The sequence below is a fragment of the Calditrichota bacterium genome (assembly GCA_016867835.1).
Lineage (GTDB): Bacteria > Electryoneota > AABM5-125-24 > Hatepunaeales > Hatepunaeaceae > VGIQ01.
Genome location: VGIQ01000006.1, coordinates 24,126 through 49,901, shown reverse-complemented (window position 1 = coordinate 49,901; position 25,776 = coordinate 24,126). Strand labels below are relative to the sequence as shown.

Annotated in this window: 18 protein-coding genes; 9 read left to right on the top strand and 9 right to left on the bottom strand. The window is 57.8% G+C overall.

The window, feature by feature from the left end:
* The 4 genes from FJY67_01530 to FJY67_01515 all read left to right on the top strand — a co-directional run.
* The coding region (locus FJY67_01530) for a trehalose-6-phosphate synthase (protein MBM3328141.1) at positions 1-864 on the top strand (864 nt) is incomplete at its 5' end.
* A 451-nt stretch (positions 865-1,315) separates the two neighbouring features.
* Positions 1,316-4,042: a hypothetical protein gene (locus FJY67_01525; GenBank protein MBM3328140.1), complete on the top strand. Its 2,727-nt coding sequence runs from the start codon at positions 1,316-1,318 to the stop codon at positions 4,040-4,042.
* Between the two features lie 10 nt (positions 4,043-4,052).
* The gene (locus FJY67_01520; GenBank protein ID MBM3328139.1) at positions 4,053-5,804 is read left to right on the top strand and encodes a hypothetical protein; all 1,752 of its coding nucleotides are present in this window, start codon (positions 4,053-4,055) and stop codon (positions 5,802-5,804) included.
* A 41-nt stretch (positions 5,805-5,845) separates the two neighbouring features.
* On the top strand, positions 5,846-6,193 hold the full coding sequence (locus tag FJY67_01515; GenBank protein MBM3328138.1) for a hypothetical protein: 348 nt from the start codon (positions 5,846-5,848) through the stop codon (positions 6,191-6,193).
* 183 nt (positions 6,194-6,376) lie between these two features.
* Here the strand turns inward: FJY67_01515 and FJY67_01510 are convergent, their stop codons facing one another.
* On the bottom strand, positions 6,377-8,512 hold the full coding sequence (locus FJY67_01510; GenBank protein ID MBM3328137.1) for a CHASE2 domain-containing protein: 2,136 nt from the start codon (positions 8,510-8,512) through the stop codon (positions 6,377-6,379).
* 123 nt (positions 8,513-8,635) lie between these two features.
* Between FJY67_01510 and ptsP the strand changes: the two genes are divergently transcribed.
* From ptsP to FJY67_01495, 3 genes are all read left to right on the top strand, one after another.
* Positions 8,636-10,492: a phosphoenolpyruvate--protein phosphotransferase gene (ptsP, locus tag FJY67_01505; GenBank protein MBM3328136.1), complete on the top strand. Its 1,857-nt coding sequence runs from the start codon at positions 8,636-8,638 to the stop codon at positions 10,490-10,492.
* Between the two features lie 86 nt (positions 10,493-10,578).
* Positions 10,579-11,349, top strand: coding sequence for a response regulator (locus FJY67_01500; GenBank protein ID MBM3328135.1), 771 nt, complete (start codon positions 10,579-10,581; stop codon positions 11,347-11,349).
* Positions 11,346-11,960, top strand: coding sequence for a hypothetical protein (locus FJY67_01495; protein ID MBM3328134.1), 615 nt, complete (start codon positions 11,346-11,348; stop codon positions 11,958-11,960). Before FJY67_01500 ends, FJY67_01495 begins: the two co-directional genes overlap by 4 nt.
* A 91-nt stretch (positions 11,961-12,051) precedes the next feature.
* On the opposite strand, the gene FJY67_01490 is transcribed toward FJY67_01495, so the two are convergent.
* The 3 genes from FJY67_01490 to acnA form a co-directional block, all read right to left on the bottom strand.
* Positions 12,052-12,423: a hypothetical protein gene (locus FJY67_01490; GenBank protein ID MBM3328133.1), complete on the bottom strand. Its 372-nt coding sequence runs from the start codon at positions 12,421-12,423 to the stop codon at positions 12,052-12,054.
* A gap of 100 nt (positions 12,424-12,523) precedes the next feature.
* A complete protein-coding gene (locus FJY67_01485) occupies positions 12,524-12,823 on the bottom strand; it encodes a hypothetical protein (protein ID MBM3328132.1) in 300 nt (99 codons plus the stop codon).
* A 1-nt stretch (position 12,824) separates the two neighbouring features.
* Positions 12,825-15,536: an aconitate hydratase AcnA gene (acnA, locus tag FJY67_01480; GenBank protein MBM3328131.1), complete on the bottom strand. Its 2,712-nt coding sequence runs from the start codon at positions 15,534-15,536 to the stop codon at positions 12,825-12,827.
* A gap of 222 nt (positions 15,537-15,758) precedes the next feature.
* Here acnA and FJY67_01475 point away from each other — a divergent pair, with 222 nt between their 5' ends.
* Positions 15,759-16,142 carry a hypothetical protein gene (locus tag FJY67_01475; protein ID MBM3328130.1) on the top strand — a complete coding sequence of 128 codons (384 nt, stop codon included), beginning with the start codon at positions 15,759-15,761 and terminating at the stop codon, positions 16,140-16,142.
* A 76-nt stretch (positions 16,143-16,218) separates the two neighbouring features.
* On the opposite strand, the gene FJY67_01470 is transcribed toward FJY67_01475, so the two are convergent.
* From FJY67_01470 to FJY67_01450, 5 genes are all read right to left on the bottom strand, one after another.
* Positions 16,219-17,067, bottom strand: a complete 849-nt coding sequence (locus FJY67_01470) for a hypothetical protein (GenBank protein ID MBM3328129.1) — start codon at positions 17,065-17,067, stop codon at positions 16,219-16,221.
* Positions 17,064-17,657, bottom strand: coding sequence for a 3-isopropylmalate dehydratase (locus FJY67_01465; GenBank protein ID MBM3328128.1), 594 nt, complete (start codon positions 17,655-17,657; stop codon positions 17,064-17,066). The genes FJY67_01470 and FJY67_01465 overlap by 4 nt, the downstream gene beginning before the upstream one ends.
* Before the next feature lie 152 nt (positions 17,658-17,809).
* Positions 17,810-18,412 (bottom strand): cupin domain-containing protein, encoded by a 603-nt coding sequence (locus tag FJY67_01460; GenBank protein MBM3328127.1) that lies wholly within the window; start codon positions 18,410-18,412, stop codon positions 17,810-17,812.
* 29 nt (positions 18,413-18,441) lie between these two features.
* Positions 18,442-19,203: a hypothetical protein gene (locus FJY67_01455; GenBank protein MBM3328126.1), complete on the bottom strand. Its 762-nt coding sequence runs from the start codon at positions 19,201-19,203 to the stop codon at positions 18,442-18,444.
* Positions 19,204-19,227: 24 nt separating this feature from the next.
* Complete coding sequence (locus FJY67_01450; protein ID MBM3328125.1) at positions 19,228-20,370, bottom strand: DegT/DnrJ/EryC1/StrS family aminotransferase; 1,143 nt, start codon at positions 20,368-20,370, stop codon at positions 19,228-19,230.
* Positions 20,371-20,492: 122 nt separating this feature from the next.
* On the opposite strand from FJY67_01450, the gene FJY67_01445 reads away from it, so the two are divergent.
* Positions 20,493-25,721 (top strand): T9SS type A sorting domain-containing protein, encoded by a 5,229-nt coding sequence (locus tag FJY67_01445; GenBank protein ID MBM3328124.1) that lies wholly within the window; start codon positions 20,493-20,495, stop codon positions 25,719-25,721.
* Positions 25,722-25,776: the final 55 nt, after the last annotated feature.

Here is a 25,776-nt window from a genome sequence, read left to right as displayed (position 1 = left end):
CGCAATTTCATCCAATGTCTGCAATACCTTTCGCCGGGGCTGAAGACGACGGGGCGCGGAGCCGTCCTGACTGTGCAGATCGACCACCGGCCGGTGCGCATCGGCAGTTTCCCGATTAGCATCGACTACGAGCACTTTGCCACGAGGTCGGCTTCGCGCGAAGTTGAGTCGCGCACCAAGTGGCTGCGCGAGACACTGGGCGGTTCCGAGATGGTCCTCGGCGTCGATCGGCTCGATTACACCAAGGGTCTGCCCGAACGTCTGGAAGCGTTCCGAACGCTGTTGACCCGGCATCCCGACCTCAGGCGGCGGCTGACATTCGTCCAGGTGGTCGTTCCCAGCCGCACTGACGTTCTGGAGTATCAGGAACTTAAGGCTGAGATCGAGCAACGGGTCGGGGAGATCAACGGGGAGTTTACCGCAGCGGGCTGGGTGCCGATCCATTACATCTACCGCAATCTTGAGCCGGATGAACTTCTGGCTTACTATCGCGCTGCCCGCATCGCACTGGTAACCCCGGTCAAAGACGGGATGAATCTGGTCGCCAAGGAATTTTGCGCCGCCAACACCAGCGAGGACGGCGTCCTAATCCTAAGTGAATTCGCCGGGGCCGCCTCGCAACTGCAACGGGGAGCCATACTGGTCAATCCCAATGACCGCGAAGGCGTCGCAGAGGCAATCCACAGGGCCTATACGATGCCCGAGCCGGAACGTCGAAACCGGATGAAAGCAATGCGCACGTCAATCCGCAGGCACAACATCTATGACTGGGTCGATTCCTACCTAAAAGCCGCCCTGGCACGGCGTCTCGGAGACTTTCCCATGGTCGAAGAATACGTCCCGGCTATCGCTCTACATAAGTAGGCAAGGGAGCAAGGAAGCAAGGGAGAAAGATCGGTTGCCTGAGCGGGTTGGGGTAAAGAGCATTTGGATATGGCAGAACATGAAACCATCACCGACCATTTGCTACACCCGACTTGACGGTCATTCCTTCGGAGACGCGCCTGCACCGCGCAAAAATAGTTTCGCGGGGGTATTGACTTCCTGCTTTTGATGTATTAAGATATAAGGGAGAGTAGCGTTGCTCAAGAGCGAGCGCCGCCCTCAAGCCGCTGCTGTTCCGTATCGACCAATGAAGGCTCCCGCCCCTTTAGAGGGCTTGAAGATCGTCATCGACACCATAACGCAATGGAGGCTGCAATGTTCGCTCGGTTCGCTTCTCTCCCCCTCGTGAGCATCTTCACAATCGGAATCGTCTCTCTCTCTCTCTCTCTTGACGTCGGCTGAGGCGGAGGAGTTCAACGGGAGGGAGTATGTGCAGTTCACTGAATCCGGTGACCAATGGTTTGAGATCTATCAAGGCGACACGTTCCGGGTAGTCGGAACAGAGATCTTCGTCTATTTCACCACTGGCTCGACGACATCCCAGATCGACTCCCTGAATCAACTTCTGGAGGGCGAAACAATAAAGGTCAACGCCCTCGGCACCTATCTCATCCAATCGACCGGCTCCCCTGAGCCGGATCCACTCGATTTCATGGAGTCCTACCTCAACTCCAGCCTCGTCGTGAAGGGTTCAAACAACGTCAGGGCCTACTTCAGCATGCCCAATGACCCTGGCGTTACCGAAGAGGTTGATTACATTCAGCGCTACCTGCTGAAGCCAGAGGACGACCTCTTCGACAACACTATCAACCCCGAGCCGGCGTGGGAACTCACCACTGGCTCACCTTCCGTGAAGGTCGGAGTTCTCGATTCCGGCCTTCTGTTTCAGCACTCCGAGATTCGCGAGAATGTTTGGCAGAACCTCGATGAAGATGCTGACGAAGACGGCCACACGATGGAGTTCGTCAACGGCCAATGGGTCTTGGATCCCGGCGACTTGAATGATGATGACGATGATGGCAACGGTTATGCCGATGACCTCATTGGATACAATGTGTCTGTAGTTTATGGTGCACCTGAACACATAGGCGATGCAGAGGCATTCGAATACGAGACAGAGCACGGGACCCCAGTATCGGGGATCATCTGCGCAAGAAGTAACAACGGGAGCCAATATTCTGGGATAGCGGGAGGTTGGGATGAGGAAAACGGTGCTTCCATTGTCTTCTGCAAAATGGGTCCAAATCCCGATCAAGCCGAAGTCATCGATGGGCTCGTATATCTGATCCGTGGGGCAGAGGTTGACATCATCAATATGAGTTTTGGGGTCGCTTGGCATCAAGACATTGAGGATCTGCTTGAGGAAGCATTCGATGATGGCATATTCATGGCGGGCGCAAGCGGCAATGCTGACAGTGACGAAGTTGACTACCCTTCAAGCCACCCGGTTGTTATTTCAGTCGGGGCAAGTGCAGATAATGAGCGGATGTCGCTTGGCGGTGGAATTGGCGCTAATTTTGGCCTACTACTTGATATTACGGCACCATCTTGGCTGACAGTAGCAAATGGCGGTGCGCAGAATACTCGGATCATCTATTGCCCTCATGTCTACACCGATAATAATGGTTGGGAGTATGAACTCGATCCTGAATATCCTCCTGATCCTCAATTTGGTGTGCCTTGGTTTGGGGGAACGTCGGGATCTACCCCTATGGTGAGTGGTGTAGCAGCCTTGTTGCTGTCACAAGAGTCTACATTAACACCTCAAAACCTCTTTGAGATCCTCTGCATCACCGCCACCAAGATCGATGAGGGGCAAATAGGATTCCAACTTTTCGTAGATTATCCTTATGGCACTTGGAACGAGGAAGTAGGTTACGGCCAACTCAATATGGGCAATGCGGTCGTCTATGGGCAGCACCAGTCACGTGCACTCAACGCCAATACCTGGCACTGGATATCTTCCCGGGTGATACCCTACTACACCGCCGAAAACGGCCTTGACGATGAGAACGGCATCTTCCTAATGTTTGACGAAGTTGCCAACGAACTTTATCAGTTGAAGAATGGTGATGGTCAATTCTGGTATCCCGCACAGGAGTTCTGTAACATCCCCTCTTGGGACTACAAGCAGGGCTATCTGATCAAGTTGAATGCGGCCGGCACTGTCGTCTGGCTTGGCAAACAGGCTGAACCGGACGATCCGATTGAACTACCTGCTGGCTGGAGCACCGTCGCCTACCTCCCTAATTTCACCCTCGACGAGCACGACGGTTTTGAGTCGTTAACTGCGACCAATAACCTCGATATTGCCAAGGATGAGCACGGGCACTTCTATAAGCCTTCATTCCAATACAGCAATATGGAAGACTTGGCACCGGGAATGGGTTATCAGGTCAAGGTCTTCGATGCCGACGAACTGGTCTACCCTTCGGCACAGCCGGTTGGACGAAGTGATTCTCAAGGTAATACAAAGTGCGTCGCTTCCAATCCCGCTCATTTTTCCTTCCCTCGAACCGATGACTTTTATCCGATTATCATTACCTCGATTGCAGCCGAGAATTTCGATATTTCAGAAGGTGATGAGGTCGGCGTCTTTAATGGCGCAAACACCTGCATCGGGGCGTCAGTGGTCGATGGTGACTTCCCTATTGGACTTGCGGTTTGGCGCGACGACACTACGACCTTGGACGTGGATGGCTATCGCGCACCGGAGACATTCTTTTTTCGTTACTGGTGCACAAGCCAGAACGAGGATTATGGGCTTGATTCCGTCAACGTTTTCGGCGATAATATCGACGCCGAAATTCCATCTTCGATTGCCATCGATCTAGCCTTCTCCGATGAAGGTGTTTCGATACCTACTGCATTCGCTGTTTTAGGCAATTTCCCCAATCCTTTCAACTCATCCACCGCCTTTCTATTTGCATTGCCAGATATTGGCGATTTGAAAATTGAGATTTACGATCCGCTGGGAAGGATCATCTCCAAGTCGATTCATCCCAATCGGCAATCCGGCTATTTAAGTTGGATATGGGCTGGCAGGAATTTCTATGGAATGAGGGTGACTTCTGGGATCTACTTTTGTGTGGCCACCTTTAGGTCACAAAAAGGGCAAATCTCGGAGGTTCGTAGTAAACTGACCGTATTACGATAGGAGCGTCAAAATGGGGTTACGGCACATGAAGATTACAGATATTCAAAGCCGTCCTCTAGGACTTTCGACCCTTTGCCTATTGGCGCTGTTTTGCTTCGTGCACGATTTGTGGTCGCAGACTCACATTGGCGGTTGGATCAATGGCACCTTGACGCGAGAAGGAAGCCCCTATCACGCCGATGATGGCACTAGTGGTTTCGGAGTTCGATCCGGAGATACCCTCGTTATCGAGCCCGGAGTGGTCATTCAGATTCCATGGCGGGGCACGATCATAGTCGAGGGTGTCATTTTGGCCTTAGGAACAAGTGAGGAGCCAGTACATTTTGGCAGATTGGGTAATCGAAACTGGATTGGGCTTTTTTTTGACGACACATTGAGGACCGATCAGCAGTCGAATTTTGAATGGTGCATATTTTCTGACACAAGTCCACCTTTTGAATTTGCAGACGGCCCCCCATCCGTTTCCATCTTAAGTTATTATCATTCCATAATATTCAGCGCGTGTATATTCCGCAACTTCAGAGAGGGCATTTCCTCTCTAAATGCAAATGAAATGATTATTAATAATTGCTATTTTGTCGAAATGGCAGTAAATGGGCGGTTCGCGGTGGGCACAGCGCAGAGTAACACTTTCATTAGCAATACTGCATTTTATCGGGTGCGAATTGGCATTTCGACTGCTGGCGCATTTTCGCTCCATAATTGCATATTTAAGAATTGCGATGTGTCAGTTGCATATGATGCAATGGATCCAGATGATAATCCCTTATCAATTACTGCATGCATTTTTGTTTCTGGCAGAAATACTATCTATATTTATGATATTGATCATAATCTGGATGCAGATAATTTTCCTAATATTGAATATAGCAACTTTTCTTCTGAGGATGTTTCTAGCATTATTCAGGTTGAGGGGAATGGAAACATTCAATATGATGGGTTTGCTATACCTTCCCGCACCAACGCTAACGGCGACTCGACCGATCGCTATGGCAACCTCTTAATGGATCCCGGCATCGTAGAAGGCTGGCAGTGGCCCGATACCAATTTCCTCGCGCCCGACTCACCCTGCATCGACGCCGGTGACCCCGAAGCCGACCCCGACCCCGACGGCACCATCGCCGACATCGGCCCCTTCTACTTCCCGCAAGGCAATCTCGCCGCCGATCCGCGTGAAGTCTATCTTGAGTCGCCCGAAGGCGCCAGATCCGACACGCTCTTCATCTCCAACATCGGCCTGCGCAACCTATCCCTCCGGCGAGTAACATTGGAATCGGAGACTCCCGATGCCTTCGTCCTGTTTGGCGGCATCGAAGACGAGCAGGTCCTTGAACCGGGCGATTCGATGTGGGTCTATGTGATGTTTCGCGCCGAGGTTGACGGGGAGTATGTCGCGACGATTCTCATAGAGTCTGACGACCGCGACGAAGCGCGGGTCGAAATCCCGGTGCGGGCGGTCTCGCTTTCAATCCCCGACGACGGCGGGATCGGAATCCCGCCCTACGCGATGCGCCTTTCCGCCTATCCCAATCCCTTTAATGCGACGGCAGTCGTTACATTAATTTTGCCCGAGGCTACGCGGGTGAGCCTTCTCCTTCGCGGGCTAAACGGAAGGACGTTACGGGATCTTGGAGCGATGAACTACGATGCTGGTTCTCATCGGGTCATCATCGAGGGGAACGACCTTCCGGCCGGAATTTACCTGTTGACCGCCGTAGCCGGCAGTCGATCCATTTCAACTCAAGTGGTGTTGCTGAAGTGAATCTCCCAAGTCGAATTTTTACGATCGCTATCGCGGCGACTATGCTTGTTCTGGGTTGCAGCGATGACAAAAGCGGGCCGACGTCGCCGGGCAGCGGAAGTTCTTTGCGCGCCAGGTGGTCGGGCGATAGCGGCATCGGCGCCTTTCTGCAACAGAAATGCACGACCTGCCACCGTGCCGGAGGGCAAGCCTCTTTCTACGACCTGACAACCTACTCCGGTGCTATGAGTGGCGGGCGCATCCGGCCCGGCAATGCGACCGGGAGCCAGTTAGTCCGCCGGCTCACCGGCGAAGACCAACCCCGGATGCCGCAAGGCGGGCTGTTCCTGGAGAACACTCAGATCGACTCGATCAAAGCCTGGATCGACGCCGGCGCTTTGGAGAACTAAGCGCTCGCTTGCCGCAAGACGTCTGTAGTGATCGTCGTTCCCGCGAAGGCGGGAACCCAGACCGGCAAGACTAAGACTGGATGCCTGCCTGCGCGGGCATGAAGATTCCATACCTGCGGCGGGCGGACGCCCCCGTCCGCCCGATCAAGCGTGCCGGACAAGGGCGTCCGGCGTGCACAGTCCTCACTTCTCCGTCAGTGTCCAGACGCCGTCCCAATCTTCACCCGGCGGCTCGGCGATGAAGAAGCGACACCTTCCGATATAAGTGCGGGAAGGTTCGTCCTTACTGTCGGCAGCAAGCGCTTGCTCGAACAGTGCCAAAGCCTCAGCAAAACGCCGGGATTGGTAATGTGCCAACCCAGTGCTAAAAAGTTCGAGCGCCTGCAATTTCGCTTCGCTCACTTCGCCTCGACTTTCCGCCAGTAACTCATAAACCGCCACCGGTTCGTTCTTGCCTTTCACCCGAAGCAGATCGAGGGGTCGGGTGACGAACGAACCCTTCACCTCCTCCCAGGTTCCCTGCCCGATCATGATGGTCGTCCCGTAGGCTTTGTTAGCCCCCTCGAGACGGCTCGCGAGGTTGACTGCGTCGCCCATCACAGTGTAGTCGAATACCGTATCCGATCCCATATTTCCGACCAGCATGTCGCCGGTGTTGATGCCGACCCGGCTGTAAAGAGGTATTCGGCCCTCGGACTGCCACTTTAGCCGCAACTCGGTGAGCAGTTGTTGCATTTGCAGACCGGCCCGGCAGGAACGGGCAGCGTGATCGGACGCCCAAATCGGCGCACCGAACTCAGCCATTATGAGGTCGCCCTCATACTTGTCGATGATACCGCCGTGCTCGACGATCTTTCTCGACATCGCCGAGAGATATTCATTCAGCAGGTGAACGAGATCCTCCGGGGAGAGGCGCTCGGAAATGGTGCTGAATCCGGCGACGTCGGTGAAGAGCACCGACATCCGACGCCGTTCGCCGCCTAACTTGAGATTCTCGGGGTGCTTGATCAGTTCATCGACCACTTCCTTCTGAACATACTGGGAGAACATTCCGCGATAGAGCGCCTTTTCGCGCTGGGTTTGGATGAATCGCCAGACCAAATTGGCTGGATAACCAGTTATCACGGCAAGCAGAAGCGGCACCTGACGCAGCCAAAGACCCCTCTCGACGAAGAGATAGCCTCCCAGCACAAGGATTCCGCCGATAGCAAGTATGGCGATAAGCGCCGACCACCCGGCAGGGAGCCTATGCCCGACAACGCTGATTAATAGCGCAAGGAATAGCATCCCGAGGAGCGTCCAGAGTAGATCGACCGGCCGGATGAAGGTGCCGTCCTGCAGCATTTTCAAGGCGTTGGCGTGAACCTCGACACCCGGCATCCGGTAGTTCGTCCCGGCAGTGAAGGCGGGTGTCAATTTATTATCCTGAAGATCCTCGGCAGAAGCGCCGACCAGGACGATCTTGTCTTTGAAGGGGCTTGCCTGTAACAAGTCTGCCATTCCCGAGGCTTGCAGCGCTTCAGCCTCCTCCGGCGAGAGGCCCGACAGAAGATCATCGAAGTCATAGTTGCCGCGAATGACATCGTAGAAGGAGTAGGTCGGGAAGGTCCGGGCAGGACCGCTGAAGTTGACAAGGCAGGTGTTGATGTCTATGCGCGGAATCGTCCGGTCGCCAAAGACGAAGTCACCGCGACGGGGAAAATGCTGACGTGCAAGGTCGATTCCCCGGTCGAGTGCGTAGATCTTCAAGCCGAACGAGAGAAACGCCGTGTCGCGCACGACGTTGTAGAGGAGATAACGTCGCGTGAAGCCGTCATCGTCAGGGATTTCGTCGATCAGCCCCCACGGTGTTCCAGGAGGCATGATCGAACTATGCGGCGGCTTCAGGCTAACGATTCGTTCCCGCAAACGGCGGTGGGACACCTGATCGGTCTTCGAGCAAAGGACAACGTTCCCCGCCTCGTGAATGGTCGCTTTAAATAGCGAGTCCGATTCCGGGCGGGCGCCTTCGCTTGAGAAGCCGACGTCGAAGGCTACCATCCGCGCCCCCAGTCGGTTCAGTTTAGTCACCAGCATCGCATAGTGCTTGCGGTCAAAGGGAAAGGAGAGGCTGTCGGCAGTCTGCTCGTCGATAACCACCAAAGCGATGTCGGGACTTTCAACCGGCAGGGGTCCGCGCACCTGAAAGAGGCGGTCGTAGAGGCTTAACTCGACGCTAAGGAAAAAGTCGCGCTGCGAGAGCAGCAGTGAAGCCAGCGCCGTCGCGACGGTCAGTATCGCTGCTGATGTGATCGGCGAGCCTTTGACGAAACGAGGCATGGGGTACCAGCGGAAAGTCTGTCAATGGATCATTGTTGACTGACAAATTAAGCGTTTGTGTTCGCTTATGCCATAGTTGAACCAAGTTGCTGTGGGGCGTAACTCAAGCATAGAGATTGACCTATCCCTTGCATTTTGCCGCCCTGCCCTTATATTCAAAGTATCGAAACGAAACGACATAGCCCGGTTAAAGATGTCTCCGCAGTATTAAAGACCGGTTCGACCGGTCAGCGGACTCTGATAGGCTCGCCCACCGCACCGGGACTGGCTATCGGCAAGACGCTTCTCTACCGGCACGACAGTCCTGACGTCGCCCCGCGTCGGCTCGAGCCTGAGGCTACAGGCCGCGAGATCGACCGGTTTCGCCGGGCGCTGGTACTGGCGCGTCGTCAAGTCGCCGGACTCCGCGAGCAACTCTCCCGCGAAGCCGGCGAAAGCGCTGCCTACATCTTCGACGCCCAGCAGATGATCATCGACGACGTCGAGTTCGTCGGCGAGATTGAATCCCGCATCCGAAGTGAAGCAATGAGCGCCGAGTGGGTCGTGGAATCGTCGGCTATGAAGTGGCGGGAGAGGCTGCTGGCGGTCGAAGGGGCTCGTTTTCACCAGCGCGCTCAGGACGTAACCGACATCGGCCGTCGCATCGTCCTTAACCTCCTCGGGCAGGGCGATGGCCGGTCGCTTCCGACCGACGGCCCGGCTATACTGGTAGCCGACGACCTACTGCCCTCGGACGTGGTGCACCTTCTGAAGTCGAACGTCATCGGCGTTGCTATCGATCTTGGCGGCGCGGCATCGCATACGGCGATTCTCACGAAGGCGCTCGAAGTGCCGGCAGTGGTCGGCCTGAAAGACGTCTCCCGGTCTATTTCTCCCGGTGACTCGATCATCGTCAACGGCAACAGCGGTAAGGTGATTGTCCGGCCCGAGACGGCGACCGAGAGTGAATACCAGGCCAAACTCGACCGCTATCTTGAATACCTTGAGAGTCTGAAGGATGCGGTCCGTCTTCCCGCGGAGACTCTGGATGGTCACCCGGTAGCCCTCCGGGCTAACATCGAACTGCCACAGGAGATCGAGTCGGTGGTGAAGCGCGGCGGCGAAGGGGTCGGATTGTTTAGATCTGAATATCTTCTACTTGCACGGCGGCGCATACCGACCGAAGACGAGCAATACGAAGACTATCGCCGGGTTCTCGAAGCCGCCTGGCCGCATCCGGTTACCATCCGGACTTTCGATGTCGGCGGGGACAAGATATTCCCTGAAATGCCGCTGCCGGCTGAAGCAAACCCCTTTATGGGCTGGCGTGCAGTGCGGGTCAGCCTCGACCATCCCGACATACTGAAAGACCAGTTCCGCGCCATCCTTCGTGCGGCGGTTCACGGTCGCGCCCGGATCATGCTCCCGTTCGTAACCGATCCGGCAGAAGTGAGTCGCGCCCGGCAACTGCTCGACGCGGCCCGTCATAGCCTTGCCGCTGATGGAATACCCGACAGCGCGAATGTCGCTTTCGGGGTCATGATCGAACTCCCCTCAGCCGTAATGATGGCGGATGAGATGGCTGCAGCGGCGGATTTCTTCAGCATTGGCACCAACGACTTGACGCAGTTCACATTGGCGGTCGATCGCGGTAATGAACGGGTCGCCGATCGTTATGACCCGCTTCATCCGGCGGTGATCCGGATGATACGCATCACCGTTGAAGCCGCTCGCCGGGCCGGGATTACCACCGGCATCTGCGGTGAACTTGCCGCCAGTCCGACGGCAACGATGCTGCTGGTGGGGCTTGGCCTCGATGAACTTTCGGTCAGTCCCGTAGCGCTTCCCGAGGTGAAAAAACTGATCCGTTCCTTCACTTTCGATGAGGCTCGTGCGATGACCGAGATCGCGCTCACCAAGACCGGCGTTGCAGAACTGCGAGAGTTCTGTTGGGAGACGATGAAGCACCGCTTCGCCAACCTGCCGATATGGTTTGACTGATCATCAAGCATTAGATCAAGCATGCCAGCCTTGAACCCTGGGCCTAAAGCCTTGAGCCTAAAGCCTTGAGCCTAAAGCCTTGAGTCTTGAGCCTATACCCCCCCTTGCCCGACCTTAAATTGACATCGACGGTCAATCGCGCCCTCGTGGTCGATGACGACGCCGAGATTTTGCGCAATCTGGTCGCCTTTCTGGAGAAGATCGGCATCACGGCTTCGCCGGCGCTCGACGGCATTGCGGCGTTGAAAATCTTCGAACGCGAGAAGTTCGACCTCGTTATCACCGACCTTCGTATGCCCAACATGCACGGGCAGGCGCTGGTCCGGGAGATATTCCAGCGACAGGCCGATCAACTCCTAATCGTCACTACCGGCATCGACGACCCGCAATTAGCCCGCGACCTCTTTGCCCGCGGCGTCCGGGCCATTCTCCCCAAGCCCTTTTCATTCGACATGTTCGCTGCGACCGTCGGCGGTCTCCTTGAGCACGAAGCAAATGACCGCCGCCGTCGTGAAATGAGCGTCGGGGCGATGCGCGCTCAGGTTGCCGAGCAGATGAAGAGCGCTGCCAAGACCCTTACCAGCCAACTCGACACTATACAGGAGCATTTTAAGAAGACCGTCCGAGAACTCGAAGAGCAGCAGATGGACCTCGAACGCGACTACCTCGGCTCAGTTCGGATGATGGCGGAATTGCTCGACAACGTAATGGCCAGCGGCTCGAGCCATGTAACCCGCGTCGAAGACCTCTCGCGCCGGATCGGCGAAGCGCTCAACCTGTCGCCCATCGAAATGCGCGACTTAAGCCTCGCATCGCTGCTCCACGACATTGGCAAATTTAGTTGCCCGAGCGGATGATTCACGCCCGCCCCGAGGACCTCGACCCAGCCGATCTGACGCTCTTCAAGAGGCATCCGGTCATCAGCGGGATCGTCGTGAGCGGTGTGCCGGGGCTGGGGAGCGCCGGCCAGATGGTGGAAGACCACCACGAGAACGTCGATGGCTCCGGTTTCCCGGCCGGCAAGAAGGCTATCGACCTGCCGGTTACGAGCCGAATACTCCGCATCGCCGACGGCGTGGACCGATTCCTCGAAGCCAGTCCCGACCCAAAGCGAGCAGCCTGGCAGGTCGCCAAGGATCACCTTCACAACGAATCGGGCAAATCCTACGACGCTCAACTGGCTCGTCTCGCGGTTAAGGCTTTAATGCAGCGCGAGCAAGAAATCGACACCCAAACAGTGATCGACGTCAAGCCCTCGGAACTGCAGCCGGGATTCCGCCTGGCGCAAGACATCTATCAGGAAGGCGACGTCTATCTCCTGCGGCGGGGTGTGGTTCTAACTGCGAGGATGGCGCATCGCCTTCAGACCGAACTGGCGATTATGGGGCGAACAGGCTGGGTGCGGGTCTATGTGCCCAAGGAGATCGCCGAGCGGCTGGCGCCGGGGAGAGCGCCGATTGCGGAATAATGGAGAATTTATCTTGGGGGGCGGGATATAAGCACCTCTAACACGAAGAGCCCCTTTACAGGGGCTCTCGCGTATCGATCGGTATTTGCGATCAGGAGGTCTTCTTGGATGGCTCGACCTTCGGCGCCACCTTTACCTCAGTTGCTCCCTTCGCCTTATGTGCGTCACAGGCTTCAGGCGGGCAGTCGGTGCCGCAGTGAGCGTCAGCCACCGCACTCTTTTCGACCTTGGCGGCTCCATCCGCCGGGCAACAGGCGCTGCCGCCCTTGGCGACTTTGGTCTCCGCCGCCGGAACGGCTTCCGGAGCCTTGACCATCACCTTGGCTTCAGGACCCGGAACTGCAGCAACCGCGGTCCCGGAGGCGCTTGCCTTTTCCATCTTCTTGCCGCCGCAGGCAAACGTGTAGTCAGCCAGCCCGGCTACCAGCCCGATCGCGATCAGGGTTGCGATGTGTTTCTTCATTCCTCTCCTTTCGATTGAACAAGTTTCTTCGATCCTCGCCGCGAGGGTCGTTGAAAATGATACGGATTATCCCCGACAATTGTAGGCATGTTGATTCCTCCTAACCCGCAGTCATCGGCGTCACGAGCGAGACCCGATAGGGATGGACCTCACCTTGCATCACGCCCTTATAGACCGCCGGATCATTTGCCATGATCTTCCTTGCCGATTCGATGTCCGGCGCTTCGAAGATCACGATCCCGAATGCCGCATCGAGGCAGGGTCCGGCAAGTTGGACCATCCCTTCCCTATGCAAACGCTTCAGGTAGTCGAAATGTTCCGTCATCGCGGTCTCCTCCTCGGGCAGCATCACTTCAGCAAAGCCCTCCCGCACCGGGCGAATTAGGTAGAGGAACCGCACTCTACCCCGTTAGGAACCGCCGGAGCACCGTCTGCAGGATGCCGCCGTTGCGATAGTAATCGACCTCCACCTTCGAATCGAGACGGCAAATGGCGGCGAAGGTTTTCGATTCGCCGTCCGGCAGCGCAACCTTTATCATCAAGCGGTCGCCCGGCTTGACGCCCTCTTCGACGGGAATCGTATAGACTTCACTGCCGGTGAGCCCTAATGACTGGGCACTCTCCCCAGGCAGAAACTGCAGCGGCAGGACGCCCATACCGACCAGATTCGACCGGTGGATCCGCTCAAAGGACTGCGCGATGACAGCTTTCACGCCGAGCAGGAAGACACCTTTGGCAGCCCAGTCGCGCGATGACCCCATCCCGTAGTCGTTTCCAGCCAGGACAACGAGCGGTGTGCCCTCGGTCCGGTAACGCACTGAAGCGTCGTAAATCGACATCAGTTCGCCGGACGGGAAGTGCGTCGTCCAACTGCCTTCCCGACTCTGCCCTAACTGATTTCGAAAAGCGACATTGGCAAACGTCCCGCGGGTCATAATCCGGTCGTTGCCGCGCCGGGCGCCGTACTGATTGAATTCACGAATCGCGACGCCTTTATCCTGAAGGAATCGCCCTGCCGGGCTGTCGGGGGCAATGTTTCCCGCCGGGCTGATGTGATCGGTGGTTATGGAATCGCCTGCCAGCACCAACATCCGTGCTCCGGTGATTGGAGCGATTGGCAGCGGAGCCTTCGCGAGGGAGACGAAGAACGGCGGCTCCTGAATATAGGTGCTCGCCTCGCTCCATTCGTAGATCGCGCCGCCCGAGGTTTCTATAGCGTTCCAGGCCGGGTTGGACGACTCGATGCCATCGTAACGCATGCGAAATGCCTCGCGATCCTGCGCCGTCGGCAGAACTGCCTCAATCTCCTCCCGGGTCGGCCAGATGTCATTCAAGAATACCGGCCGGCCGTCGCGACCGATGCCGAGCGGCTCGGTTGCCAGATCGACTTCAACCGATCCGGCGAGGGCATAGGCTACGACCAGCGGAGGCGACGCCAGATAGGCCGCCTTGACGAGCGGGTGCACCCGGCCGGGGAAGTTGCGATTGCCTGAGAGGACGGCCGCCGCAACGACGCCGCTTGCCTTGACCGCATTCGTTACCGGCTCGGGCAGCGGCCCGCTGTTACCTATGCAGGTGGTGCAGCCATAACCGACGACGTCGAATCCGATCTGCGACAGGCTTTCGAGCAGGCCAGCGGCTTTGAGGTAGTCGGTTACGACCCGCGATCCCGGCGCCAGACTGGTCTTGACATAGGGCTTTACGGAGAGTCCGGCGGCGATGGCGTTCTTTGCCAAGAGTCCCGCTGCCAGCATCACCGAGGGGTTCGAGGTATTGGTGCAGGACGTAATCGCAGCAATCACGACGCTGCCATGACGCAGTTCCGATGACGACCCGTTGGATTGCACTGCTGCGGTCACCCCCAAGCGATCCTCATCCAGGCCGAAACCCATTTTCTCGAATGGCGCCACCAGCGACCGCCGGAATGAGTCCTTCAGGTTGTGCATCGAAACGCGATCCTGCGGCCGCTTAGGCCCTGCCAGCGACGGTTCGACCGTCTCCAGATCAAGCGTAAGGACATCCCGGTAGATCGGATCCGGCGAATCGTCAGTCCGGAACAGCATCTGTTCACGGGCATAGCGCTCGACACGGGCGATCAGATCTGCAGGACGGCCCGTCCAGTGCAGGTATTCGAGCGTCATATGATCGATCGGAAAATAGCCGACTGTGGCGCCATATTCGGGCGCCATGTTCGAGATTGTCGCCCGGTCGGGAACCGACATCGCCGAGACACCGGGGCCAAAGAATTCGACGAACTTATCGACGACGCCGCGCTTGCGGAGCATTTCGGTCACCCGCAGCACAAGGTCGGTCGCAGTCGCACCCGGCGGAAGGCTGCCGGTCAGTTTGAACCCGATCACTTCCGGCATTAGGAAATAGAGCGGCTGGCCCAGCATCGCGGCTTCGGCTTCGATCCCGCCGACGCCCCAGCCGAGCACCGAAAGTCCGTTCACCATCGGGGTGTGTGAGTCGGTCCCAACGAGGCTGTCGGGGAAGTAGGTCAATTCGCCGTCCAAAGTCCGGGCCTGGACAACCGACGCGAGGAACTCAAGGTTGACCTGATGGCAGATGCCGGACGACGGAGGCACCACCCGAAAGTTCCCGAACGACGACGCGCCCCATTTCAGAAACTCATAACGCTCCCGATTGCGCTCGAACTCGAGGGCCGCGTTTCGCACTTCGGCGTCGGCGGAGGCGAAGAAATCAACCTGCACCGAATGGTCGATGACCAGATCGACCGGCACCAGAGGGTTGATTCGCGACGGATCGCCTCCCATCCGCGCCATTGCGCTCCGCAGCGCTGCCAGATCGACGACGCAGGGAACGCCGGTGAAGTCCTGCAAAAGCACCCGCGCCGGCATGAAGGGGATCTCCCGCTGCGCTGGTGATGCCGGATCGTAGTGGACGAGCCGTTCGATGTCGTCGCGGGTCACGAGATGGCCATCTTCAGAACGGAGCACGGCTTCGATCAGAATTTTAATCGCATAAGGCAGACGAGAGACATCGGCGACACCGGTCGAAGTGAGGCGGTCGAGACGATAAACGGTTCCGGCTGAGCCGGCAATGTCGATACGGTCCCGGGTTCCAAGTGAGTTATTGACAATGCGAGTCATTAGCGATCTCGAATTGTAGATTAGTGATATGATTCAATATAGATAAGCCCTGTCGACAGGGCAAGTCCACCCTTTTCGAGTGTCGAAAGGTGAATGCAATGCCTATATTGTAGTGCGAGGGTGCAATGGCAGGAATGAATCAATTCCAGAATCTATCAAGAGGACCTGAATAGATGCTCACTTGCTCTCAATGCCCTTCGTGGTCAAAAAGGCAACTTCTTAATGGAACTTATCACCCGTCAACTCTGCCTGACGCAATACGTCGGCACCAAGGATATCCTCTTCGGCGGACAGATGCTGGCCTGGGCTGATATTGCCGCATCGCTCTGGTGCATGCGGATCGCCCGGTCCGACAACATGGTCACCGTCCATATGTCGGACGTGACTTTTGTGGCGCCGGTCCGGGTCGGCGACATCGTCGAGTTCTACGGCGATACCTTTGAGACCGGCAAGACGAGCGTCACTGTCCGCATCATCGTCATGATCCAGGACCCCCGAACCGGCCAGTCCACCGAAGCCTTCCGCTACACCACCACCATGGTCAACATCGACCGCAACCTCCGCCCCAAACTCCTACCACCGGAACTGCAGAATCAAAAGGGTTGATTTAACAGCCGGTCAGGGAGGCGGTAGATCAAGCGACAGCATAGGCGAAGAGCGGGTGGTCTGAACGTAATCCCTGCTACTTTCCGCTGAACTTCGGTTCGCGCTTGGCGAGGAAGGCTTCGAGTCCCTCCTTGCGGTCGGAGGTCGCATAGACGAGGCCGAAGAGGTCGGCTTCGATTGCCAGGCCTTCTGCTAAATCGTGCTCGAGTCCGCGGTTAACTGCTTCGATGACGTAGCCAAGCGCCAGCGGACCTTTCCGAATGAACCCGCCTAACATCCGCTTGACTTCGGAAAGGAACGCCTCGCGGTCGAAGAGGGGGCGGCCCTTCTCATCTTTTTGTACATTTCCTTCGGCGTCCTTGCGCGGGGTATCGACAATGCAGTTGACGAGGCCGATGCGCAAGGCTTCGGCAGCGTCGATGGGGCCTCCTCCCAGAAGCAATTCCAGCGCCCGTCCCTTCCCTACCAGACGCGGCAGGCGCTGCGTCCCGCCAAACCCCGGTATAATGCCGAGCCCGACCTCCGGCTGACCGATTTTCGCATGAACTGCTGCGACGCGCATATGCGCTGCCATCGCGATTTCGCATCCGCCGCCGAGGGCGAATCCGTTGATGGCAGCAAGGACCGGCTTTCGAAGGTTTTCGATCCGGTCCAGCGCCATCTGGCCGAGGAGCGAGAAAGCGCGGGCTTCGTTGACATCCTTGGCTTCCAGTTCGGTGATGTCGGCTCCGGCAACAAACGACTTGTCCCCGGCTCCGATGAGGATTACCCCCTTGACCGCGGCATCGTCCGACAGCGCGTCGAAGCAGTCGGCGATCTCGATAACGGTGGGAGTGTCGAGGGAGTTAAGTTGACGCGGACGATTGACCGTTACGACGCAGATGCCCTGATCGTCGGTCGTGCAGAGGAGATTCTCGTAAGTCATGGCTCTCTATTTCGAAGGGATGATGGCAAACGTCTGGCGCGGCGGGCCGCTGGCTCGGAAGGTGTTGTCGAATGGCGACGGGTCCAGGGGATAAGACCTCCAGTGAGGAGTATATCGCGCTCCAGTCCGGGATTGCCGCCCAGGGAAGACTCACAGCCCGAAGCGAGGTTGGCAAACTGCCAGGATTCAAGGTCGATCACGATCCGGTCTCCGGTCTCTGTTTCAACCAGGCAGTCGTCAGCCGTAAGTGCCGGGAAGCCAAGATTTAGTGCGTTGCGTTGGAAGAGCGCGGCAAACGAGGTCGCTACAACGGCCCGGACATAACTCTCCATCAGCGCCCGGACCGCATTTTCGTTGGCGCTGCCCCGACCAAAGTCCTTGCCGGCTACGATGATTTGGTCGTGACCCGCTTTCAAGGGAAAGTCGGGATCGACTATCGTCAGGCAGAAGCGGCGCAGAATCTCCGGAGTCGGCCGGGTGCAGAACCGCACCGGAAGAATGGCATCGCAATCGATATAATCGCCCAGCCGATATGCCCGCCCGGTGATGAGCCGGGGCGAGGCCGTCATAGATTCTGGATTGGCATTCATGGAGAGTGGTAGATGATCGACTCTTCACCCTGAACGATATGATCGACCTATTATGAACCTGCCCGAAGCGCGGTATCTCACCCGGACGAGATGCTTCACTGCGTTCAGCATGACAGACCAAGAACTATCTGCACCGGGTAAAGACCCTACACCTATTCGTCGATCTCCTCTTCCTCCTGCCATTCGAGGAACTTCCTCCCGGTGGTGTCTTCCACTGCTCGTTTGACGGCGGCGGTGTCGATCTCAACGCGCAACTTGCGTTTGCCGCCGGGACCCGGTTCGCTGCGGTCGCTCGCTTCGACATAGACGATATCTGCAGCATCGAGCGGCGGAGTGAAGATGGCGAAAAGTTCGATCGAACGACGGCTCAGCGACTCGGCTGAATAGATTGCGCCGCGCGGGATATAAACGGCATCGCCGGTAGAGGCGGTGAACGACTCCGGCCCGACATGAATACGGGCTACGCCGCCATGGACATAAAAGACCATATCGGAGCGTTCGTGGCTGCGCGCTGAAATGCGCTCATGAGCCAGCATTACGCCGTAGGACGACGCCGGCGAGCGGCCAAACTCAAGATATCCGTCACTCACGTCCTGCGGTAGCGGCGTGCGGAGTATCCGGTCCCCTATGTCCCAATGCCGGGGCGGTCCGGGGGAGACCCGGGGTGGTGGGGACTCAGCCTTCTTCCCGTCCTGACAGGCACTGACAGCCATCCCCAGCAAACCGGCGATGAGAATCGGACAAACCTTGAACATTGCTCTTCCGAAAGTTGCGAGCGGCCGACTCACTTCAATTCCAAGCCGACGCTGCCAAGGATCTTCACAATCTCCTCTTTCTCCCAGTCTTCACCCAGTTCGCGGATGACCTTGGCCGCGGCGAGCATAGCTTTTCTTCCTTCTTCCGCTTCCTTATTGATGTGCCGGACTTGAATCTTGCCCAGGAAGAGGTTGCACCAGGCTTCGGCGTTGCGGTCCTTCTTGCCTTCGGCAAGTTTCGCTCCGGCACGGAATGCGGCTTGAGCCTCGACGATGTTCCGGGAGATCATCTCCGCCATCCCCAAATCCCAATAAGCCCAGATGAACGGCTCCGATTCCGCCAGTTCGATCCGGAGCGGCAGTTGCCGCCGGGCAGCGTCGAGCAGGATCGCCTTTGCTTTGGGATCGACGTTTTCATCGAATTCGGGCAGGAAGAAGGCTTCGATGTTGTGCAGCATCATCGCCGCCGCGCGCTTGTTGCCGACTCTGAGGGCATACTTGACGCCGAGTTCGCCGATGCGGGCTGATGCGAAGGGATCGTGGCTTATGTTGTTGACGTCGCACTGGGCGTTGACATAGAACTTAGCCCGGCCGGCCGAATCGGAGTGGCTTTCGATAAAGGCGACGATCTGGGCATCGGTTCCGGTCTTGGCGAGCGCAATTGCCTCTGTCACCAGGCTCGAATCGCCCAGGAGCGAGCCTTCGCCTTCGTGTGCCATTGTCTTACCTCCGGCAAGGATGATTTGGATGAGGATTGCAACCGGGATGATGACGTTTCGAGCGATGTGCATGGTCCGGTTCCTTTGCTTTACTTTTCAGTGGCCATAGAACTGCCGCACTGCGTCGATGATGTAATCCTGCTGATCGGTCGTCAGTTCGGGATAGATAGGGAGTGCGAGGGTCGTCCGGGCGGCCCATTCCGAGACCGGGAAGTCGCCCTCACCATAGCCAAGATACTGAAAGCAGGGCTGCAAATGGAAGGGCACCGGGTAGTAGATCGCCGTCGCAATGCCGCAGTTCTTCAGATGAACTTGCAGATCATCGCGCCGGGAGACCGAGATGACGTATTGATTGTAGATGTGATACTCCTGCCGCTGCGCAACCGCCGGCCGGATCACATCCGCGACACCGGCAAACCCTTCATCGTAGTAAGCCGCGCGCGCCTGACGACCGGCATGCCACGTTTCGAGATGCGGCAACTTCACCAGCAGTGCGGCAGCCTGGAGGGTGTCGAGGCGGAAGTTGCCGCCGACGAAGGAGTGATAATACTGCGGCCGGGCGCCATGAACGCGGAGAATGCGCACCTGCTCGGCGAAGGTCTCATCGCTGGTGACGACCATCCCGCCGTCGCCGATTCCGCCGAGGTTCTTGGAGGGGAAGAAACTGAAGCAGCCTGCCAAACCGACCGATCCGACCCGCACCGTCCGGTCCGACGACTCATAGCGCGCACCAATCGCCTGGGCGCCGTCTTCGATCAATGCTGCATCAAACTCGCGAGCGAGGTCAACCAGCGCTGTCAGGTCAACCGATTGTCCGTAAAGATGAACCGGTAGGATCGCCTTCAGGCGGCGGCGCTCGTCAGGAGAGAGGCTTTCGAGGACTTTACGGGCGCTCGCCGGGTCGAGGTTGTAGGTGTCGCGCTCGATGTCGGCAAAGAGTGGACGGGCTCCGAGGCGGCTGACGACGCCGGCCGTGGCAAAGAAGGAGTAAGGTGTCGTCAAGACCAGATCGCCGGGCTTCAGGTCGAGTGCCATAAGTGAAACCAGAAGCGCGTCGGTGCCGCTCGCAACGCCGATTCCGTAACGCGCACCGCAGTAATCTGCCACCTGCTGTTCCAGTTCTGCCACCTGAGGGCCAAGAATATAGCGGGTCGAGTCGACAACATCGGTCAACGCCTTAAGCATGTCGTCTCGAATGGTGGCGAGTTGCGCTTTAAGATCAAGTTGAGGAACGTTCATTGCTATAGACAATTGTAAGCAGATTTATAGAGCCGGCGAAGGTGTTCTATTGTGAATAAGTTAAGACTATGTAGGTTTGCCTTCCAATAGCGGCAGGGCAAGGCATTGGCAGTTGGCATCAAATGGCCTGCCTGGCGAGCGAAATTGGGGGGGGCGGCAATTGCATCGCGAGTCTGCCCGTATTATATTGTAAAGTCGTCATTCCGCCGGCCTCCTCAAATGCCGGAGACGGCACACAGGATCGCTCACCCCAAGCCGATACCGCCATGCACCTCCTTCCTCGATTCACCGTTGTTGCGGCCGTCGCGCCAGTCGTCTTGATACTGGCCGGCCGGCTTGCGGCTGCCGATATGACCCGCATCGAAGACTCGCCGGTTAAGGTCATATCATCCCGCTCAAGTGGGCTAACATTGAGCATGCGCTTGCCCGAAATGTCTGCCCAATTGTTGCCGGGCAGTGCCAAAGTCAACCGTATTGCGATAGAAGGCGTCGAGACGGCGCCGGTTCCGGGTTATCCCGACTTGCCGCGTCTCTCGCAACTGGTCGTGATCCCGCCCGTCGCCCCCGTTTCATTCACCTGGAACTCAGATGCACCGCGACGACTCGATCTGCCGGCTCCGGGCTGGGTGCCTATGTCTGATGCCGAGGGTTGGGAACTGCCGGGAGCAAGGGCGCAACTTCAACTGCGCGACGGTTTCTGGCCGCCGGAAGTTGTTCAGGTGAGCGACCCGGTCATCATGCGCGGCATTCGGATGGTGAATGTTACCATTAGTCCGGTGCAGATAAATCCCGTAACGGGCGAACTGCGGGCTTGGGACAATGTGGAAGTCGATCTTGACTTCACCCGCGGTGGGGTGGTCAATCCGGTAGCCGACCCGCACCGGATCAAGCCTTCGTCTTCAGCGCTCCAACTGGCGCGGAGCATCGTCATCAATCCGGACGACGTCCGGCGGGACGACCTCTCCGAACGCGGCGCTTATGTCTATGTCATCCCACGTTTTAACGGCTTGCCTGATGCGTTGCGGCCGCTCGTAGAATGGCGCCGCCGGCAGGGCTTCCCGACCGCGATCATCGAAGTGGCACCCAACGCCTCCAACGTCGATGTGAAGAACGCTATACAGAATGCCTACAACGATTGGGAGATCCCGCCCGAGTTTATCACCCTGGTAGGCGATGCCGACCTGGCTATGGCTGACTTTATGATCGCCACCTGGGATGTCGGACGGGCTTATATGTGGGAGACCGACTACAAGTATGTCCTATTGGAGGGACAGGACCTCCTCCCCGAAGCAGCCATCGGGCGCATCTCCTGCCGCAGTTTAGCCGAATTGCGCACCATCGTCGAGCGGATCGTCGCCTACGAGTCCGATCCCTACATGGACGACACCAACTGGTATCGGCGCGGCGCGGTAATGGCCAACGACCAGCGCACCGGCTACTCATCCTACTACCTTCAGCAGTGGACCCGGAAGGTGATGCTTGAAGCCGGCTACACTGCCGTCGATACGTTCTACTTTATGCACGACAATCAAGTCTCGGGCAATAACTTCATCCGCAACGCCGTCGATAACGGCATCGCCGTCTTTCACTACCGCGGCTGGGGAGCTTTCAACGGCGACTGGTCCGTCGGCGATGCTCGTAATCTCCGGAATGGTCGAAAGATGCCTTTCTGGCTCCTGCCGACCTGCAATTCGGGTGACTTTGCCGATCATATCCTGACACCTCATGCTTACACCGAGGACTTTCTCTGGGGGCAAAATGGCGGCTGCATCGGCGCGGTAGGGTCGAGTGGTTACACTCACACCAATTACAATAACGTCTTTTCCGGGGGGACGCTCAACTCGATCTACCGCGACCGGCTTTGGACCACCGGCTGGGCGATCACCCGCGGCAAGATAGAACTCTATCGCCACTTCGGACAATTCAACGATGTTCAGGATCCGCAGGTGCAGAATCTGCTGGTCTGGGAGGCTCATGCCTATCAATTGAACCTGATCGGCGACGCCGGAAGCGAGATTTGGACCGATGTGCCGCAGCGGGTCGAGGTTACTCACGTCGAGCGGCTCTCACTCGGCGAGAACTTGCTCGCCGTCCGGGTGGTAAACGCCGGGGGTGAAGTCCCCCGATCCGGGGTTACGGTTACAGTCGTTCAGGACGAGAGCCTTCTAAGAAGCGGCATAACCGATGCCGATGGAAGGATCGTCTTCAGTTTCGCAGTCGGTGAACTGGCTGAAGGCAGTCTGCAACTGACCGCCTGGCAGCACAATATGTTCCCCTATCTGGCCGATGTGCCGGTCGAGCAGTCGGCACGGTTTGTAGGGGCATCGAGCATCCTGGTCGATGACGATAACGCCGGACGGAGCCGCGGCAACGGCGACCGACAGGCGAATCCGGGCGAAATCATTGAACTTCGCACTTTTGTCGGCAACTTCGGATCCGAAGCTGCCCAGGGGCGGCTCGACCTAACTCTTACCCTACTCGAAGGCGACGCCGCCATCACGACCGCTTCGGCGACGATTAATCAGGCTCCAGCGATGGGCGATACAGCCGCGGCGACTTTCGTCTTCACCGTCGGTAATGAGAACTGGGACCAGCGGCGCCTGCTCTTCGACCTTGCGACCACGTCCGGCAACGAAACATGGCATTCGCCGATAGAACTGCAATCTGCTGCACCCAATCTCGAATATGCCCGGCACACTTTCACCCCGAACAATTTCGACCCTGCCGACACCGTTTGGATCGACGTTACACTGCGCAATGTCGGAAGGCTCTCCAGTGCCGCGATGAGCGCGCAACTGCTCTCCCGCACCCCGACTATCGTCGTCCATCAGGCCAATGCCAACGTTGCGCCGGTGCTGATCGACGGCAATGACTCGCTGGCCACCGCTCGGTTTCGTATATATGCGCACAGCCTGACCGTGCCGGGAACGAAGGCGGACATGTATCTTGCTCTCACTTCGCAAACCGGCTTTACCGACACTGCGCACTTCGATTTCACCATCGGAGCGCCGCGCGATTGGACGCCCTTCGGCCCCGATGCTTACGGCTACGTCTGCTTCGACAATACCGATACGCTATGGGACGCGGCGCCGGACTATGACTGGCTCGAGATCGACTCCAGTCTGGGCGGGCCAGGCGTCAACACTGGACTGCGCGACCTCGGCAACGAGCAGGATTTCAGCGTCCTCGTCGATCTCCCGTTCGGTTTCCGTTACTACGGGCGCGACTTCAACCGGATCACCGTCTGCACCAATGGCTGGCTTTCGTTCGGCGACGAATCGCGCAACGCTGACTTTCAGAACAAACGGATTCCCTCCGCCTTTGGACCCCGCGCTCAGGTCTGTGCCTTCTGGGACGACCTGATCAACTACACCAACCAGCAGGGTATGATCGGCGGGATTTTCACCTACTACGATACGACCAACAACCGGTTCATCGTCGAGTGGAGCCGGATGCGGCGCTATGTAGGTATGGAAGGAAACAACATCCGGCAGGGCAGCCTCAACACCTTTCAGGCGCTCCTTTACGATCCTCAGCACTACCCGACCTACACCGGCGATGGCGAGATCGTCTTCCAGTATCGCGATGTTAGCAACGACGCCGACGTCGATCCCGTCGAATTTGACACGCCTTTTGCCACCGTCGGGATTGTCAATTTGAATGGCACCGACGGGATGGAATACACCTATTGGAATCGCTACACAGCAGGAGCCGCACCGCTTCGTCCGGGCCGGGCAATCAAGTTCACTACCAAACTGGTGGTGGTCGTCGGTGCGGTGCGCGGCACTGTAACCGACGCGGCGACCAATGCACCTATCCCGAATGCCCAGATCCGCGGCAGTCGCGGATCGTTCGGAACGACGGACCGTAACGGGCGCTTTCTGATGGAGAACGTCCTGATCGGTGATGACTACAGTTTCACGGCCTGGGCTCCGGGCTACAATGACTCGACTTTGACCGGATTCGACATCGCCGAGGGCGATACGATCAATCTATCGTTCTCGCTCCTGCACCCCGAGTTTGTCGGGTCGGCGGAGGCGTTGCGTGTCGAACTGCGGCCCGATTATTCCACCGATCTTGACTATACCATTGAAAACCGCGGCAACGGGCCGCTTGAGTTCCGCAGCCGGATCGACTACGCCGGAGGCGGCGGCGGTAATTGGGCACGGATGCTCGAGTTCAGCGTAACTGGCCAGACCGGGGACTATCGCATCAACGGTGTCGATTACTTCGCCGGGGCGATATGGATCACCGGCTCGAACGGCAATGAGAATCCCAATTACTTCTACCGCTTCGACCGGCAGGGCCGGTATCTCGGGCGAATCGTCCAGCCGGGACAGTCGGCATACGGTTTCCGCGGGCTCGCTTCAACCGAGACCCGACTCTTCGGCGGCGAAGGGCGCTGGATCGTCGGCGTGAACGCCCAGGGCGAACCGGTCGATTCGGTACCGTCGCCGTTGCAACTAACCCGCGCAATCGCCTACGACCACGAGTCGGACCACTTCTGGGTCGCCAACGGCCGTAACGAGCCTTTGTTGGAGATCGATCGCGAAGGGAACGTCTGGCGCAGCGTGCAGTTGCTGCTCGACATTTATGGCCTCGGCTGGCGGGATGACGATCCCGACGGCTATCCGTTGCACATCTTCAGCCGGGACAAGACCAATCCCAACCTTGAAGTGCCGGAGACCCTGGTCTCTAAGTTTGATCCGGAGTCGGGTGAAGTCAGGACGGTCGTCGTAGCCGAGGGGACGCTCGAAGACCGTGCCGGAGGAATCGAGATATCGAGCCGGTTCGATTCGCAAAAGTGGGTGATGCTGGCGGTCCTCAACAATCCGGGCGGATCGACGGTCTCGATCTACGACATTGCGCCCAACACACGGTGGGTTTCGTTCGAGCCCCGTACGGCCATACTGGCGCCGCGCTCCAACCAGCAAGTGCGGTTCCACTTCACAGCCGATGACCTTCCATTGGGGGAATACTCGCTGCTCGTCCGGTTCACCCATAACGCCGCCGGTTTGGGAACGACGCTGCCGGTAACGCTGACGGTCAGCAATGAGGCAGAAGTGGCGGACGATAGCGCCACACCATTGAAGTTCAGCCTTGACGCGGCTTATCCAAATCCGTTTAACGCCGTTAGCCGGGTGCACTTTCAATTGGAGGAAACCGGAGCGGTTCGACTGGCTATCTACGATCTTACAGGTCGGGAGACGGCGCGCCTTATCGACGGCCGGGTCGAAGCGGGACGCCACACGGTCGCGCTCGATGCGGGGGACTTTCCGGCGGGGGTCTATATCATGAAACTGGAGGCCGGCAATAGGTCTGCGGTGCGCAAGTTGGCGCTCGTGAAGTAGTGGATTACCTCACCTGCGGAGTGAGAGGGGCTGCCTCGACGGGCAGCCCCTCTCA